The organism is Pseudomonas chaetocerotis (assembly GCF_015712105.2).
In the GTDB taxonomy this organism is placed as follows: Bacteria; Pseudomonadota; Gammaproteobacteria; order Pseudomonadales; family Pseudomonadaceae; genus Aquipseudomonas; species Aquipseudomonas chaetocerotis.
The window spans coordinates 559,567-574,714 of record NZ_JACFYX020000001.1 but is presented as its reverse complement, the minus strand read 5'-3'; the positions used below and the strand labels follow the sequence as shown (position 1 = coordinate 574,714).

Genomic DNA, 15,148 nt, shown 5'->3' with positions numbered 1-15,148 from the left:
CCGACGCTATTCCACCAGCAGCTGGTCGATGCGCTGGAAGCCTCGCGGCAGCTTGTTGCCGCGGCGGCCGCGCTCGCCCTTGTAGTGCTCGAGGTCGTCGGCTTTGAGTGTCAGGGTACGCTTCCCAGCCTGCAAAACCAAACTGGCGCCGCTGGGCAGCACGGCCAGATCGGTCAGATATTCCTCACGCGAGGCTACGCGCTCGCCGGGAATGCCGATGATCTTGTTGCCCTTGCCTTTACCCAGTTGCGGCAGATCGGTGACCTTGAACAGCAGCAGGCGACCCTCTGTCGTCACCGCGGCCAACCAGCTGTCTTCCAGATTGCTGACTGGCTTCGGGGTGACCACCTTGGCGCCGTTGGGTAGGGTCAGCAGCGCCTTGCCCGCCTTGTTCTTGGCCTGCAGATCCTCGCCCTTGACCACGAAACCGTAACCGGCATCAGAGGCGATCACGTACAGCGCACTGTCCTCCGGCAGCATCACGCATTCGAAGGTCGCCCCCGGAGGTGGTGTCAGGCGACCGGTCAGCGGTTCACCCTGGCCACGCGCCGACGGCAGGCTGTGGGCGGCGAGCGAATAACTCCTGCCTGTCGAGTCGATAAAGACCGCGTACTGGTTGGAACGGCCTGGCGCTGCAGCCTTGAAGCCGTCACCGGCCTTGTAGGAGAGACCGGTGGCATCGATGTCGTGACCCTTGGCGCAGCGCACCCAGCCTTTCTCCGATAGCACCACGGTGACCGGCTCGGTCGGCATCAGCTCGGTTTCCGACAGGGCCTTGGCCTCGGCGCGCGCGACGATCGGCGAGCGGCGGTCGTCGCCGTACTTCTCGGCGTCCTCGATGATTTCCTTGCGTACCAGCTTCTTCAGCTTGGCTTCGCTGCCCAGCAGGGCCAGCAGTTTCTCGCGTTCCTTGGCCAGTTCGTCCTGCTCGCCGCGGATCTTCATCTCTTCCAGGCGCGCCAGTTGGCGCAGGCGGGTGTCGAGGATGTAGTCGGCCTGTACATCGGTCAGGCCGAAACGCTCCATCAGCACCGGCTTGGGCGAATCCTCGGTGCGGATGATGCGAATGACTTCATCGAGGTTGAGGAAGGCGATCAGCAAGCCTTCCAACAGGTGCAGGCGACGCTCCACCTTGTCCAGGCGGAACTGCAGGCGGCGGCGCACGGTGCCGACGCGGTACACCAGCCACTCGCTGAGCAGGGTGCGCAGGTCCTTGACCTGTGGCTTGCCGTCGAGGCCGATGACGTTGGTGTTGACCCGGTAGCTGGACTCCAGATCGGTGGTGGCGAACAGGTGGGTCATCAGTTCGTCGGCATCGACGCGGTTGGAGCGCGGGATGATGACGATGCGGGTCGGGTTCTCATGATCCGACTCGTCACGCAGGTCGGCGACCATCGGCAGCTTCTTGGCCTGCATCTGCGCGGCGATCTGCTCCAGCACCTTGGCCCCGGAGACCTGATGCGGCAGAGCGGTGACGACGATGTCGCCGTCCTCGAGGCGATAGACGGCGCGCATGCGCACCGAGCCGCGGCCGGTCTCGTAGATCTTTTGCAGATCGGCCTTGGGCGTGATGACTTCGGCTTCGGTGGGGAAGTCCGGGCCCTGGATATGCTCGCAGAGCTGCTCGACCGTGGCGCTGGGCTCATCCAGCAAGCGCACGCAGGCCGCCGCGACTTCGCGCAGGTTGTGCGGCGGCACGTCGGTGGCCATGCCCACGGCGATGCCGGTGGTGCCGTTGAGCAGCAGGTTGGGCAAGCGCGCTGGCAGGGTCGCCGGCTCGTTCAGGGTGCCGTCGAAGTTGGGCACCCAGTCGACAGTGCCCTGGCCGAGCTCGGAGAGCAGCACTTCCGAATAGCGCGACAGGCGCGCCTCGGTGTAACGCATGGCGGCGAAGGACTTGGGATCGTCCGGGGCACCCCAGTTGCCCTGGCCGTCGACCAGGGTGTAGCGGTAGCTGAACGGTTGCGCCATCAGCACCATGGCTTCGTAGCAGGCGCTGTCGCCGTGTGGGTGAAACTTGCCGAGTACGTCACCGACGGTGCGCGCGGACTTCTTGTGCTTGGAGTCGGCATCCAGGCCCAGTTCGCTCATGGCATAGATGATGCGCCGTTGCACGGGTTTCAGGCCGTCGCCGATATGCGGCAGGGCGCGGTCCATGATCACGTACATGGAGTAGTTGAGATAAGCCTGCTCGGTGAAATCGGCGAGTGAACGGCGTTCAACGCCTTCCAGGCTCAAATCGAGGGATTCGCTCATGCGGGCCTCATTGCAAGGTTGATTGGCGCAGCACCAGGGTGCCGCCCTTCTGACTGAATTCGAGTTGTTTCAGGGCACTCATGCCCAGCAGCACGTCGTCGCCGTCCATGCCTGGGGCAATCAATGCGGCGACGTCACGCAGTTCGATAGCGCCCAGGCGCAGGCTGTCCAGGCGTGTACGGTGCCCGGTAGCGCGGCCGTTGGCCGTGCTGATGATGATCGGGGCGCCGCGTTGCAGGCCGAGACGCTCGGCCACCGCGCTGGGTATCGCCACCTGGGTGGCGCCGGTGTCGAGCAGAAAGGTCACGTCATGCCCATCGATCTGGCCATTGACCAGGTAGTGCCCCTGGCGACTACTGGCCAGGCTCACCTCGACGAAACCCTCGCCATGCACCGACTGCGGTGTCTGGTTCGGGTTGCGTTGGCGATCTTCCCAGTTACCGAAGAAGTGCGTGGCCAGCAGCAGGCCGGCGCCCCAGGCGAGTATCAGCATCACTCGTCCGGCGCGGCGGCCCGGTGTCTGTTCACTCACGGACGTCGGCTCCAGCCGCCCTTGGGCGCGGCAAAACGCCAGACGATAGGACGCTCTTCGCCGTCGGCGCGGGTCTGACTACCATTGTCGACGCCGATCCAGGCACCGTCCTTGTCAATCCACAGCGCTTCGGCCATGCCGTAGTTCGACGCGTAGCGGCGCGGCTCGCTCAAGGCCTCGACTGCAAATGACCAGCAAATATCCACGGCGCCATCGCTCAGCGTGCGTCGGCAAATCCGATGAGCCTGACGCTCAAGGGTGAATAGTTTTTCCTCGAAGTAAGCCAGCCCGGAGAAATCACGGGGTGCCAACTGGCCACCCAGCGCTTCAGGTGATACCTCGTCACCGCTCTCGCTGGTCAGTACGCAGCCGCCCGTGCAGCGCCAGCTGCTGCCGTTTCGATGCAACACGGCCAGGCCGCGGCGACGTTGTTCTGCTGCCAGCCACAGGCGTTCGCCCGCCGGGTCGATGGCGATGCCTTCGAAGCCCTGGTTGAAATGCAGCAGCATGCCGCTGGCGCGCGCCTGGCGTACCAGACCGGTCGGCAGGTTGAGCCACTGCGCATTGCCATTGCTGCTGATCTGCAGTACGGCGGCGCGGGTTTCGCTGACCAGGTAGCGGTTACCCTGCGCATCGCAGGACATTCCCTCGAAATCCAGCTTGCCGCCACGCGCCAGGCCGGCGGCCCAGTTGCGCATGCGCAGGCCCCAGGGCAGAGCGTTCTCGGGTGGTTCGGGGGCGACGAAGGTTTCTGCTTCGGCGCGCAGCAGGCCGTCCTCGCGATGCAGTTGATAGAGGCGGTCGTCATCACGGTCGGAAACCGCCCACAGCGTTTCGCCGCACAGGGCCAGGCCGGAGAGGTTGCCGCCTGGCATTTCCGTCACCGGGTATTCGGCTTCCAGCTTCAGCTCTTCCAGCACCACCGGCTCGGCGTTCGCGACGCCGGCCAACAGACCCAGTGCAAGGAGGTGATTGCGCATCAGGCCAGTACCTCGGCCAGGTTGCCCTTGCTTTCCAACCAGCTCTTGCGATCACCGGCGCGCTTTTTCGCCAGCAGCATGTCCATCACTTCGCGGGTACCTTCGAAATCATCCAGGGTCAGTTGCACCAGGCGCCGGGTGTTGGGGTCCATGGTGGTTTCGCGCAGCTGTGGCGGGTTCATCTCGCCGAGGCCCTTGAAGCGGGTGACCTGTGGCTTGCCGCGACGTTTCTCGGCCACCAGGCGATCGAGGATGCCGTCGCGCTCGGCGTCGTCCAGGGCATAGAAGATCTCTTTGCCCAGGTCGATGCGGTACAGCGGCGGCATCGCTACGTAGACATGGCCTGCATCCACCAGCGGCCGGAAGTGACGGACGAACAGGGCGCAGAGCAGGGTGGCGATGTGCAGGCCGTCGGAGTCGGCGTCGGCAAGGATGCAGATCTTGCCGTAGCGCAGCCCGCTCAGGTCGCTGGAGCCGGGATCGATACCGACGGCCACGGCGATATCGTGAACCTCCTGGCTGGCCAGGACTTCGCTGCCGTCCACTTCCCAGGTGTTCAGGATCTTGCCGCGCAGCGGCATGATGGCCTGGAACTCCTTGTCGCGTGCCTGCTTGGCGCTGCCGCCGGCCGAGTCACCCTCGACCAGGAACAGCTCGCAGCGCAGCGGGTTCTGCCCTGCGCAGTCGGCCAGCTTGCCGGGCAGCGCCGGGCCTTGAGTGATCTTCTTGCGCTCGACCTTCTTGCCGGCCTTGAGGCGGCGTCCGGCATTGCTGATGGCCAGCTCGGCTAGCGCCAGGCCGGTTTCCGGGTGGGCGTTGAGCCACAGGCTGAAGGCATCTTTAACGACGCCGGAGACGAAAGCCGCCGCTTCACGCGATGACAGGCGCTCCTTGGTCTGGCCGGAGAACTGTGCGTCCTGCATCTTCATCGAGAGGACGAAGGCAATGCGCTCCCAGACGTCTTCCGGGGCGAGTTTGACGCCACGCGGCAGCAGGTTGCGGAACTCGCAGAATTCGCGCATGGCATCGAGCAGGCCCTGGCGCAGGCCGTTGACGTGGGTACCGCCCTGCGCGGTGGGGATCAGGTTGACGTAGCTTTCCTGCACCGCGTCGCCGCCTTCGGGCAGCCACAGCAGGGCCCAGTCCACGGCCTCCTTGTTGCCAGCCAGGCTGCCGACGAAGGGCTCGGCCGGCAGGCGCTCGAACTCGCTGACGGCATCGACCAGATAGGAGCGCAGGCCGTCCTCGTAGTGCCACTCGACCTTCTCTCCCGAGGCCTTGTCTTCGAAGCTGACGTTCAGGCCCGGGCAGAGTACGGCCTTGGCCTTGAGCACATGTTTGAGACGGCTGATGGAGAACTTGAAGGAGTCGAAGTACTTGGCGTCCGGCCAGAAGTGCACGCTGGTGCCGGTGTTGCGCTTGCCGACCGTACCGATGACTTCCAGCTCGCTGGCCTTGAAGCCGTCGGCGAAGCTCATCTGGTATTCATTGCCGTCACGCTTGACGGTGACCACCACGCGAGTCGACAGCGCGTTGACCACGCTGATGCCGACGCCATGCAGACCGCCGGAGAACTGATAGTTCTTGTTGCTGAACTTGCCGCCAGCGTGCAGCTTGGTGAGGATCAGCTCGACGCCTGGCACGCCTTCTTCCGGGTGGATGTCCACGGGCATGCCACGGCCGTCGTCGAGCACTTCCAGCGAATTGTCCTCGTGGAGGATCACCTGGATCGACTTGGCGTGCCCGGCCAGGGCTTCGTCGACGCTGTTGTCGATGACTTCCTGGGCCAGGTGGTTGGGGCGCGTGGTGTCGGTGTACATGCCCGGGCGCTTGCGCACCGGGTCGAGGCCGGAAAGGACTTCGATGGCATCGGCGTTATAGGCGTTCTGCTGGGCCATAGGGTCTCTTGATCGTCAATTGAATGCGGAAAAGTCGGTATCGCGCCAGAGTGTGGCGCTAATGCCGGCGAATGCGAAGATTGCCGGCAGGCGTTCGGCGAAGCCCTGGAATCCATGATCACCACCGGCCTGGATGCGCAGGGCGCAGGCACGGTAGTAACGCTCGGCGTCACGGTAGTCGAGTGTTTCGTCGCCGGTTTGCAGCCAGATCTGGTAACGCGTCGGGTCGTTCGGCGGCGCAACGTCGAGTTCGGCCAAGGCCTGGACGTGATCTTCGGTAAGGTCCCAGGTCTCGTCGCTGTAGTAGTTCTTCTGCGGGCCCAGGTAGCCCTCGAAACGCAGGTGCGGCTGCACGGCGGGGTTGATCAGCAGCGCCTTGAGCCCATGCTGTTCGGCCAGGTAAGTGGCGTAATAGCCGCCCAGCGAGCTGCCCACCAGCAGCGGGGCGCCGAGTTCGCTGATCAGCGCCTGCAACTGCGCCATAGCCTGACGCGGATGATGATGCAGGGCCGGTACGCGCAACTGGTTTTCCAGACCCAGATAGGCCATGGCGCGGCTCAACTGGCTGGCCTTGTGCGAGGCTGGCGAGCTGTTGAGACCATGTATATAGAGGATGGATGCAGTCATGGAGCGGGAGGCTACTCGTCCGGGGCCTCAAGCTGCAAGCTTCAAGCTGATTGGGGAGATATCAGTAACCCTTGACGCTGTAGTCCACTTCGAAATGGATGCCGGTGACGCGCGATACGCCGGTGTCCAGCCTGCCATCGGCATGCAGGCGCAGCCAGCGGTAGCCGGGGGCTTCACTGTCCACCTGAAATTCCTCGCTGCCCGGCGCGAATTGTACGCAGGTTGAAGGTGAGGCGAGCAGGCGCAGATTGCCGCGCTGCTGGTCGAACTCCTGATGGATGTGTCCCCAGAGCACGGCGCGTACCTGTGGGTGGTGGTCGAGCACGGCGAACAGGGCACCGGGGTTACGCAGGCCGATGGGCTCCATCCACCTGCAGCCGATGGAGACCGGATGGTGGTGCAGGCAGATCAGGTGATGACGTTGCGGCGCTTCGCTGAGGGCGCGTTCGAGCAGTTCGAGTTGGCTGTCGGCAAGAAAGCCGGGCACAGCGCCGGGGATCGATGAATCGAGCATGACGATGCGCCAGGCGCCAAGGTCGATCACCGGCTCCAGCAGCTCGCTGCCCTGGCAGGCGGCCTGCATGGGAGGGATTTCGTCATGGTTGCCGGCCAGCCAGCGGGTTGGTGCGTCGATGGCTGAGGTGAGTTGGCGAAAGCGCTGATACGACGCTTCGCTGCCGTCCTGCGAAAGATCACCTGTAGCCAGAATCAGATCGATCTGCGGCTGTTCCTGCTGTACCCGTTCGATCACCCGCTGCAGACTGTCGCAAGTATCCATGCCCAGCAGCTTGCCGTCCGCTTCGGCGAACAGATGGCTGTCGGACAACTGCACCAGCAGTACCGAGGAATCAGGGGATGGGGTGGGCAGGCTCGGCAAGACCGTCTCCTAGGGCACAATCGGGTGAATTATGGTGGTTGCCGCGGTAAAGGGAAAACCCGGGAAGCGGACGCAGGTCACAGAAAAAAACGCCAGGAGCGCTTTTTGCCGTTGTTCGCGACAGTGGTCAGGCTGGGCGGGCCACTCACAGAGTGCAACGCCGCGCTATCGGCCAGGCATCAAAAAGCTTGATCGTCGGCCTACATCACTGGCTGCGGCTCATGCCCACAGGCCAGGCAATGACTCAGCCATTCACCGAGGAACAGGTTGAGCTGACTCTTTTCGTCCGGTTGATGCATCGCCGCGTTGGGATAAGGGTAGCGAATATGCAGGCGGCGCGCGTTCTCGGCACCGACGACCTCGGCCATACGCGCATCGTGATAGACCCGCACTTCCAGTTGCGGTACCGGTAGCCAGGGCAGGCTGTGTTCCTGGCGCACGCACAGAGTGGTGGTGTAAGGGCAACTTTCCAGCACCTCCAGCGCCAGTACACCGAGCAGGTGTTCGCCCTGGCTCAGCGCTACGCGGCGGCTCTCCGAGTGTTCGCGCATGTTCGGCAGCAGACGCATCAGGCGCGCATAGTTGGCCTCGCAAGCCGCTTGCAGCTCGACCAGGTCGACCCGATAGCGCTCGCGCAGCAGATTCACGACCACATTCCCCGCACTTCTTCACGGTTCAGCGCCAGCCATTGCAGGGCGATGATGCTGGCTGCGTTGTCGATACGCCCGTCGCGCACGGCGGCCAGGGCGTCCGCCAGCGGCATCACCTGTACCCGGATGTCCTCGCCTTCCTCGGGCAGGCCGTGCACACCGCCGGCATCCTCACTGCTGCAGCGACCGACGAACAGATGTACGCGCTCGTCCGAGCCACCCGGCGAAGGGTAGTACTGGGTGATCGGCCAGAGTGAAGTCAGGGGCAGGTCAGCTTCCTCGATGGCCTCGCGACGCGCGACCTCCTCGGGCTCCTCGTCCTTGTCGATCAGGCCTGCGACCAGCTCCAGCAGCCAGGGGTTGGCGCTCTTGTCCATGGCACCGACGCGAAACTGCTCGATCAGCACCACTTCGTCGCGCAGCGGATCGTATGGCAGCACGCACACTGCGTCGTGACGCACGAACAGCTCGCGGGTCAGCTGCGGGCCCATGTTGCCGGCGAACTGGCGATGGCGCAGCTTGATGCGGTCAAGGCGGTAGAAGCCGCGAAAGCAGTTCTCGCGCTCGATGATGTCGATGTCGTCTTTGCCCATGGAAGCTCCCCAGATAGTCGTAACGGGCCAAACAGCGGCCCGTTACCCGTCACACTAGCGAGCATAGCGCTGCCAGATCAAGCTTCCATGACGGCCTGTTATACGCGTTGGTAGAGTTGGCTGCCTTGCGCCTTGAATTCCTCGGCCTTGGCTTGCATGCCTTGCTCGGCATCCAGATCGACGGCGTCGATGCGCTGCTCCTTGGCGTACTCGCGCACTTCCTGGGTGATCTTCATCGAGCAGAACTTCGGTCCACACATGGAGCAGAAGTGTGCCACCTTGGCCGAGTCCTTCGGCAGCGTCTCGTCATGGAAGGCACGGGCGGTGTCCGGGTCCAGGCCGAGGTTGAACTGGTCCTCCCAACGGAACTCGAAGCGCGCCTTGGACAAGGCGTTGTCACGGATCTGCGCGCCCGGATGGCCCTTGGCCAGGTCAGCGGCATGGGCAGCGATCTTGTAGGTGATGATGCCGGTCTTCACGTCATCCTTGTTCGGCAGGCCCAGGTGCTCTTTGGGTGTGACGTAGCAGAGCATGGCGCAGCCGAACCAGCCGATCATCGCCGCGCCGATGCCGCTGGTGATGTGGTCATAGCCCGGCGCGATGTCGGTGGTCAGCGGGCCGAGGGTGTAGAACGGCGCCTCGTCGCAGCATTCCAGCTGCTTGTCCATGTTCTCCTTGATCAGTTGCATCGGCACGTGGCCAGGGCCTTCGATCATGCACTGCACGTCGTGCTTCCAGGCGATCTTGGTCAGTTCGCCGAGGGTTTCCAGTTCACCGAACTGCGCTTCGTCGTTGGCGTCGGCAATCGAGCCCGGACGCAGGCCGTCGCCCAGCGAGAAGCTGACGTCGTAGGCCTTCATGATTTCGCAGATGTCTTCGAAGTGGGTGTAGAGGAAGTTTTCCTTGTGATGCGCCAGGCACCACTTGGCCATGATCGAGCCGCCGCGCGAAACGATGCCGGTCACGCGCTTGGCGGTCAGCGGCACGTAGCGCAGCAGTACGCCGGCGTGGATGGTGAAGTAGTCCACGCCCTGTTCGGCCTGCTCGATCAGGGTGTCGCGGAACAGCTCCCAGGTCAGGTCTTCGGCGATGCCGCCGACCTTTTCCAGCGCCTGGTAGATCGGCACGGTGCCAATCGGCACCGGCGAGTTGCGGATGATCCACTCGCGGGTTTCGTGGATATGCTTGCCAGTGGACAGATCCATCACCGTGTCCGAACCCCAGCGGATGCCCCAGGTCAGCTTGGCCACTTCTTCTTCAATTGAAGAGCCGAGCGCCGAGTTGCCAATGTTGCCGTTGATCTTCACCAGGAAGTTGCGGCCGATGATCATCGGCTCCAGCTCCACGTGGTTGATGTTGGCCGGGATGATGGCGCGGCCACGCGCGACTTCGCTGCGCACGAACTCAGGGGTGATCTCTTTCGGGATGGCGGCGCCAAAGCTGTGGCCAGCGTGTTGTTCTTTCAGCAGGCCGGCTTCACGCGCCTCGGCCAGCTTCATGTTCTCGCGGATGGCGATGTATTCCATCTCGGGCGTGATGATGCCCTTCTTGGCGTAATGCATCTGGCTGACGTTGTGTCCGGCCTTGGCCCGGCGCGGGTTGCGTACGTGGGCGAAGCGCATGGCCGACAGCTCGGCATCGTTGAGGCGGCGCTGGCCGAACTCGGAGGACAGACCCGGCAGCTTCTCGGTGTCACCGCGATCTTCGATCCAGGCGCTGCGCACGTCGGCCAGGCCCTTGCGCACGTCGATGGTGACGTTTGGGTCGGTGTAGGGGCCGGAGGTGTCGTAGACGGTGACCGGGGCGTTGATCTCGCCGCCGAAGTCGGTGGGCGTCACGTCCAGGCTGATCTCGCGCATTGGCACGCGAATGTCCGGGCGCGAGCCTTGCACGTAGACTTTCTGCGAACGGGGGAAGGGTTGTACCGACTGTTGGTCGACTTGCGCCGACTCACTCAAATTCTTTTGTTGTTGTGCGCTCATCAAGGCTCTCTCCGGGGAAGGTTGTCGGAGTTGGAACCTGAGCGGACGAAGGGCGCGAGATGCACCATGGGGCGGTGCCGAGAGGACTCGCCGGTACGCTGGCGAGGACATCTTGTTCCCTACGCAGGCCTTAACCTGATCAGGTTCAACGGGATCCGGCAGCTGCCAATCTCAGCCCCGCATTTGGGGCACCCCGACAAGAACTCTGGCAGTCTAAACAAGCTGGTGGGATAAAACCAACTCGGCGGTCAATAAATATCGACCCGCACGTCGGAAAGCGACTGCTTGCGCTGCTGATGGCGGATTGTTCCCGGTGAGCAACATAGCTTGCCGCCAGCTAGACTGATGCCGTCCAAGGCGCGCTTGACCCCCGCCCGTGGCGACCCGTAGCCTTGCCGATTACCGCCTACTCAAGGATCGACAACCATCATGTTGCGCAGACTATCCCTGGCAATCGCCGTGGCCGCCGCTTCGGTGGGCCTGGCTCAGGCCGAAGAGGCCCCGCTGTCGAGCAAGACCGACCTGGTCACCGTGTATCAGGAAGCGGCAAAGAACAATGCCGATATCGCCGCTGCGCGCGCCGACTATCAGGCTCGCCGCGAAGTGGTGCCACAGGCGCGTGCCGGCTTGCTGCCCAACCTGTCCGCTGGCGCCAATTACGGCGACACGCGTACGGAAGTCGATTCGCCCAGCGTGACCCTCTCGCGCAGCGGCCTGGTCTATCAGGCCAACCTCAGTCAGCCGCTGTTCCGTGCCGACCGCTGGTTCCAACTGCAAGCTGCCGAGGCCACCAGCGAACAGGCTTCGCTGGAGTTGTCCGCCACCGAGCAGAATCTGATTCTGCAGAGCGCCGAAACCTATTTCGCCGTGTTGCGTGCGCAGGACACCCTGGCCTCGACCAAGGCCGAGGAAGCGGCATTCAAGCGTCAGCTGGATCAGGCCAATGAACGTTTCGATGTCGGTCTGTCCGACAAGACTGATGTGCTCGAAGCACAGGCCGGTTTCGATACGGCCCGTGCCAACCGCCTGCTCGCCGAGCGTGCAGTGGATGACGCCTTCGAAGCCCTGGTGACCCTGACCAACCGCGATTATCTGGCCGTCGAAGGGATCGTCCACACCCTGCCGGTGCTGGCGCCGACGCCGAACGATGCCAAGGCCTGGGTCGATACCGCCGCGGCACAGAACCTCAACCTGCAGGCCAGCCTGTATGCCGTGACGGCCGCCGAAGAGAATCTGCGCCAGCGCAAGGCCGGTCATGCGCCGACCCTGGATGCCGTGGCCAGCTATCAGCAGGGCGATAACGACAGCCTGGGTTTCACCAACTCCGGATCCTTTGGTGCGCCACGTTATAGCGGCGACGTCTCACAGCGCTCCATCGGCTTGCAATTGAACATCCCGCTGTACAGCGGCGGCCTGACCAGCTCGCAGGTGCGTGAGGCTTATCAGCGCCTGGGTCAGACCGAGCAACTGCGCGAGAGCCTGCGTCGCCAGGTGGTGCAGAACACGCGCAACCTGTTCCGTGCGGTGAACACCGACGTGGAAACCGTACAAGCGCGCCGCCAGTCGATCATCTCCAACCAGAGTGCGCTGGAAGCCACCGAGATCGGTTATCAGGTAGGTACCCGCAACATCGTTGACGTGCTCGACGCTCAGCGTCAGCTGTACAGCGCTGTGCGTAATTACAACGACGCGCGTTACGACTACATCCTCAACAACCTGCGCCTGAAGCAGGCGGCCGGCACCCTCAGCCCGGCCGACCTGGAAGCGCTGGGCAGCTTCCTCAAGCCGGACTACAACCCGGACAAGGACTTCCTGCCGCCAGATCTGGCTTCTGCCGCCGAGTCGCGCCTGCAAGGTAATCCGGATTTCTGATTCCTTCGCAGCAAACAAAAAGCCCGACTCGCGTCGGGCTTTTCATTTCGGCGATGCACCACGTAGGGTGCGCTACCCGTGTTTGAGCCGAGCCAAATCAGTCGTAGCCCGGATGCAATCCGGGGAGTATCAAGCAGCATGACGTTTCCCCGGGTTGCATCCGGGCTACAGAAGACGCTGCAACCCCTCCAGTAGGCGCTCCAGCGCGCCCTGGTTGGCCTTGAGTACGCTCAGGCCGGCCTGGCTCATGCGCTGTATCTCACTTGGTTCGTTCAGCAACGTCGCCACTTTGTCCGCCAACTGCACGGCGCTCTCCACTTCGCTCAGGGCGCCGGCTTCACGCAATTGCGCGGCGATTTCCAGGAAGTTGAACAAGTGTGGGCCGCTCAGCACTGGCTTCCCCAGTGCGGCTGGCTCCAGCAGGTTGTGGCCGCCATTGGCCACCAGGCTGCCGCCGACGAAGGCGATATCCGCCAGCGCGTAGAGAAACAGCAGCTCACCCATGGTGTCGCCTAGCAGCACCTGGTCTCCGGTTTGCACGGCTTCACCCGCGGAGCGCCTGCGCGTCGACAGGCCCTGGCTCAGACAGAGTTCATTGACCGAGTTGAACCGCTCGGGGTGGCGCGGCACCAGGATCAGTAGCGCATCAGGGTGATTGCTGAGCAACTGGCGATGGGCGGCGAGAATGATTTCGTCCTCTCCAGCATGGGTGCTCGCTGCGATCCAGACAGGTCGAGTCGTTGCTTGCCATTGCTGGCGCAACGCATCTGCGCGTTGCAGCAGTTCGGCATCGATCTTCAGGTCGAACTTGATCGAACCGGTGACTTCCACACAGCCAGGGCGAGCGCCCAGATCGAGAAAACGCTGCGCCTCGGCCTGGGTCTGCACGGCGATCAGCGACAGTTCGGCAAGCATTGGCGCGGTGAGTTTGCCAAAGCGCGCATAGCCGCGTGCCGAGCGCTCGGACAGGCGCGCGTTGGCCAGGGCTACGGGAATGTTGCGCTTGGCGCACTGATGGATGTGGTTCGGCCACAGCTCGGTTTCCATCACCACGGCCAGACGCGGCCGTGCGCGGTCGAGAAAACGCGCGGCAGCCCAGGGCAGATCATAGGGCAGGTAGCAGTGCTGCACGTTTTCACCGAACAGCGCCTGGATGCGCTCGGAGCCGGTCGGCGTCATGCAGGTCACGGTGATCGGCAGCTCGGGATAACGCGCTTGCAGCGCGCGAATCATCGGCGCGGCGGCGATGCTTTCACCGACCGATACCGCGTGCACCCAGATGCCGCCCGGTGTCATCGCCGGCAGGCCGAGGGAGAAACGCTCGTTGATACGCCGAGCGTAAGCCGGCGCCTTGCGCGCACGCAGGGCCAGGCGCAGGGCAATCAGGGGCAGGGCCAGGTGCAGCAGCAGGGTGTAGAGGAGTCTGTTCATGGGGGCGCAGCTTATCGCCGCCCGCCATCGGCTGGAAGCGTCATCATGCCTGCGGGCGCAGCAGTTCGCGCGCCAGGCAGTCGGCCAGCCAGTTGGCGGCGGGGTCGAGCGCACCGTCGCGACGGCAGATCAGTTCCACCACCAGCGGCAGCGGTGCCCAGTCGCTGCGCAGCTCCTGCAGGTGGCCCTGATAGGTCGGGTACTGCGCCACATGGCGCGGCAGCCAGGCCCAGCCAAGGTTGCGTATCACCAGCTCGGCCATGACGTAGAAGCTGTCGGCACGCCATACCAGCGGACTGATCTGTTCGCCGCCTGGGTAGTGGCTGTCCTGCGGCGTCATAAGCAGTTGACGGTGTTCGGCCAGATCACGGCGTTCGACGCTGTCGAGCTCGGCCAGCGGGTGTTGCGGGCTGCATACCGTGACCATCTCGATGGTGCCCAGGCGCTGGCTCTCCAGCTCCCTTGGCATCTGCTCATGATGAAACAGCAGGCCCAGATCGGCCTGACGTTGCAGCAGCTTGCGCGCCACGTCGCCCTGGGCGCCGCTGGAAAGCTGCACTTCTAGCAGCGGAAAGGCCTCGGCCAGGGCTTCAAGGCTGGCCAGCACTGGCTGGTAGGGCATGGCTTCGTCCTGCGCGAGGCGCAGGCGCGCCTCCTCGCCACGCGCCAGGCCCAGCGCGCGGCCATCGAGTCGCTCGCACTGCTGCAACACGCTGCGGGCCTGCTCCAGCAGCGCGATTCCCGCCTCGGTCAGGCGCGGCTGGCGCCCACTGCTGCGTTCGAAGAGGGTGACGCCGAGATCGCTTTCGAGCAGGGCGATGGCGGTGCTGACCGCCGATTGCGCGCGTCCGGTTTGCCGAGCTGCAGCAGAAAAGGATCGGCTCTCGGCGGTACGGACGAACAGTTGAAGCTGATCGAGATTCCAGTTCATGGCCAAGCTATCTCAAAAGCAGATAGGTAATGACTTTATCCCATCACGGCAGAACTTAGAATTGCGCTCATCTTTCAGGAGTCGCCATCATGCCCGGATATCTCTATCTCGCCATTGCCATCGCGGCCGAAGTGGTCGCCACCACCTCGATGAAGGCTATCGATGGTTTCAACAAACCCTTGCCGCTGTTGCTGGTTATCGGCGGTTATGCGATCGCCTTCTGGATGCTGATTCTGGTGGTGCGTACCATCCCGGTGGGCATCGCCTACGCCATCTGGGCGGGGTTGGGCATCGTCTTGGTCAGCATTGCGGCGATGTTCATCTATCAGCAGAAACTCGATCTGGCGGCTGTGCTCGGCATGGGGCTGATTGTCAGTGGCGTGGTGGTGATCCAGTTGTTCTCCAGCTCCACCGGGCACTGAGGCCGTGCGTACCTGAGGGCCTTGGTGCGCATGGCACACCCTACGGGTACTGCCTGAAGCCGTTATACTGCGCGCCTGTTTTTCGCCGAGGCCCGTT

Annotated in this window: 13 protein-coding genes and 1 riboswitch; of the genes, 2 read left to right on the top strand and 11 right to left on the bottom strand. The window is 63.7% G+C overall.

All coding sequences use genetic code 11. The annotated features are described in order from the left end of the window. Positions 1-6 precede the first annotated feature (6 nt). The 9 genes from parC to thiC form a co-directional block, all read right to left on the bottom strand. Positions 7-2,256 carry a DNA topoisomerase IV subunit A gene (gene parC, locus H3221_RS02635; RefSeq protein ID WP_196476307.1) on the bottom strand — a complete coding sequence of 750 codons (2,250 nt, stop codon included), beginning with the start codon at positions 2,254-2,256 and terminating at the stop codon, positions 7-9. Between the two features lie 7 nt (positions 2,257-2,263). Beyond that, positions 2,264-2,749, bottom strand: coding sequence for a retropepsin-like aspartic protease family protein (locus tag H3221_RS02630; protein ID WP_263482670.1), 486 nt, complete (start codon positions 2,747-2,749; stop codon positions 2,264-2,266). Positions 2,750-2,784: 35 nt separating this feature from the next. After that, positions 2,785-3,768: an esterase-like activity of phytase family protein gene (locus H3221_RS02625; protein WP_196476305.1), complete on the bottom strand. Its 984-nt coding sequence runs from the start codon at positions 3,766-3,768 to the stop codon at positions 2,785-2,787. Continuing rightward, complete coding sequence (parE, locus tag H3221_RS02620; RefSeq protein WP_192980214.1) at positions 3,768-5,666, bottom strand: DNA topoisomerase IV subunit B; 1,899 nt, start codon at positions 5,664-5,666, stop codon at positions 3,768-3,770. Before parE ends, H3221_RS02625 begins: the two co-directional genes overlap by 1 nt. Before the next feature lie 15 nt (positions 5,667-5,681). Continuing rightward, a complete protein-coding gene (locus H3221_RS02615) occupies positions 5,682-6,293 on the bottom strand; it encodes a YqiA/YcfP family alpha/beta fold hydrolase (protein WP_196476304.1) in 612 nt (203 codons plus the stop codon). A gap of 61 nt (positions 6,294-6,354) precedes the next feature. Then, a complete protein-coding gene (gene cpdA / locus H3221_RS02610; RefSeq protein WP_196476303.1) occupies positions 6,355-7,170 on the bottom strand; it encodes a 3',5'-cyclic-AMP phosphodiesterase in 816 nt (271 codons plus the stop codon). A 200-nt stretch (positions 7,171-7,370) separates the two neighbouring features. Next, positions 7,371-7,823, bottom strand: coding sequence for a DUF1249 domain-containing protein (locus H3221_RS02605; RefSeq protein ID WP_196476302.1), 453 nt, complete (start codon positions 7,821-7,823; stop codon positions 7,371-7,373). Then, the gene (locus H3221_RS02600; RefSeq protein ID WP_196476301.1) at positions 7,814-8,413 is read right to left on the bottom strand and encodes an NUDIX domain-containing protein; all 600 of its coding nucleotides are present in this window, start codon (positions 8,411-8,413) and stop codon (positions 7,814-7,816) included. Before H3221_RS02600 ends, H3221_RS02605 begins: the two co-directional genes overlap by 10 nt. Positions 8,414-8,511: 98 nt before the next feature. Further along, the gene (gene thiC, locus H3221_RS02595; RefSeq protein ID WP_072423303.1) at positions 8,512-10,395 is read right to left on the bottom strand and encodes a phosphomethylpyrimidine synthase ThiC; all 1,884 of its coding nucleotides are present in this window, start codon (positions 10,393-10,395) and stop codon (positions 8,512-8,514) included. A 99-nt stretch (positions 10,396-10,494) separates the two neighbouring features. Further along, a riboswitch (TPP riboswitch) is annotated at positions 10,495-10,601 on the bottom strand. A gap of 223 nt (positions 10,602-10,824) precedes the next feature. On the opposite strand from thiC, the gene H3221_RS02590 reads away from it, so the two are divergent. Then, positions 10,825-12,267 (top strand): TolC family outer membrane protein, encoded by a 1,443-nt coding sequence (locus H3221_RS02590; RefSeq protein WP_196476300.1) that lies wholly within the window; start codon positions 10,825-10,827, stop codon positions 12,265-12,267. 165 nt (positions 12,268-12,432) lie between these two features. Here H3221_RS02590 and waaA read toward each other — a convergent pair whose 3' ends face one another. Both waaA and H3221_RS02580 read right to left on the bottom strand, forming a co-directional pair. Then, positions 12,433-13,698 carry a lipid IV(A) 3-deoxy-D-manno-octulosonic acid transferase gene (waaA, locus tag H3221_RS02585; protein WP_196476299.1) on the bottom strand — a complete coding sequence of 422 codons (1,266 nt, stop codon included), beginning with the start codon at positions 13,696-13,698 and terminating at the stop codon, positions 12,433-12,435. 43 nt (positions 13,699-13,741) lie between these two features. Further along, positions 13,742-14,629, bottom strand: coding sequence for a LysR family transcriptional regulator (locus H3221_RS02580; protein WP_196476298.1), 888 nt, complete (start codon positions 14,627-14,629; stop codon positions 13,742-13,744). A gap of 89 nt (positions 14,630-14,718) precedes the next feature. Here H3221_RS02580 and H3221_RS02575 point away from each other — a divergent pair, with 89 nt between their 5' ends. Continuing rightward, positions 14,719-15,051: a DMT family transporter gene (locus tag H3221_RS02575; protein ID WP_196476297.1), complete on the top strand. Its 333-nt coding sequence runs from the start codon at positions 14,719-14,721 to the stop codon at positions 15,049-15,051. Positions 15,052-15,148 lie beyond the last annotated feature (97 nt).

Bases quoted from the DNA above. Each gene is read 5' to 3' on its own strand.
- H3221_RS02625 (WP_196476305.1), bottom strand. From the start codon at position 3,768: ATGCGCAATCACCTCCTTGCACTGGGTCTGTTGGCCGGCGTCGCGAAC.
- thiC (WP_072423303.1), bottom strand. From the start codon at position 10,395: ATGAGCGCACAACAACAAAAGAATTTGAGTGAGTCGGCGCAAGTCGAC.
- H3221_RS02575 (WP_196476297.1), top strand. From the start codon at position 14,719: ATGCCCGGATATCTCTATCTCGCCATTGCCATCGCGGCCGAAGTGGTC.
- H3221_RS02580 (WP_196476298.1), bottom strand. From the start codon at position 14,629: ATGAACTGGAATCTCGATCAGCTTCAACTGTTCGTCCGTACCGCCGAG.
- H3221_RS02615 (WP_196476304.1), bottom strand. From the start codon at position 6,293: ATGACTGCATCCATCCTCTATATACATGGTCTCAACAGCTCGCCAGCC.
- H3221_RS02600 (WP_196476301.1), bottom strand. From the start codon at position 8,413: ATGGGCAAAGACGACATCGACATCATCGAGCGCGAGAACTGCTTTCGC.
- H3221_RS02590 (WP_196476300.1), top strand. From the start codon at position 10,825: ATGTTGCGCAGACTATCCCTGGCAATCGCCGTGGCCGCCGCTTCGGTG.
- parC (WP_196476307.1), bottom strand. From the start codon at position 2,256: ATGAGCGAATCCCTCGATTTGAGCCTGGAAGGCGTTGAACGCCGTTCA.
- waaA (WP_196476299.1), bottom strand. From the start codon at position 13,698: ATGAACAGACTCCTCTACACCCTGCTGCTGCACCTGGCCCTGCCCCTG.
- parE (WP_192980214.1), bottom strand. From the start codon at position 5,666: ATGGCCCAGCAGAACGCCTATAACGCCGATGCCATCGAAGTCCTTTCC.
- H3221_RS02630 (WP_263482670.1), bottom strand. From the start codon at position 2,749: ATGCTGATACTCGCCTGGGGCGCCGGCCTGCTGCTGGCCACGCACTTC.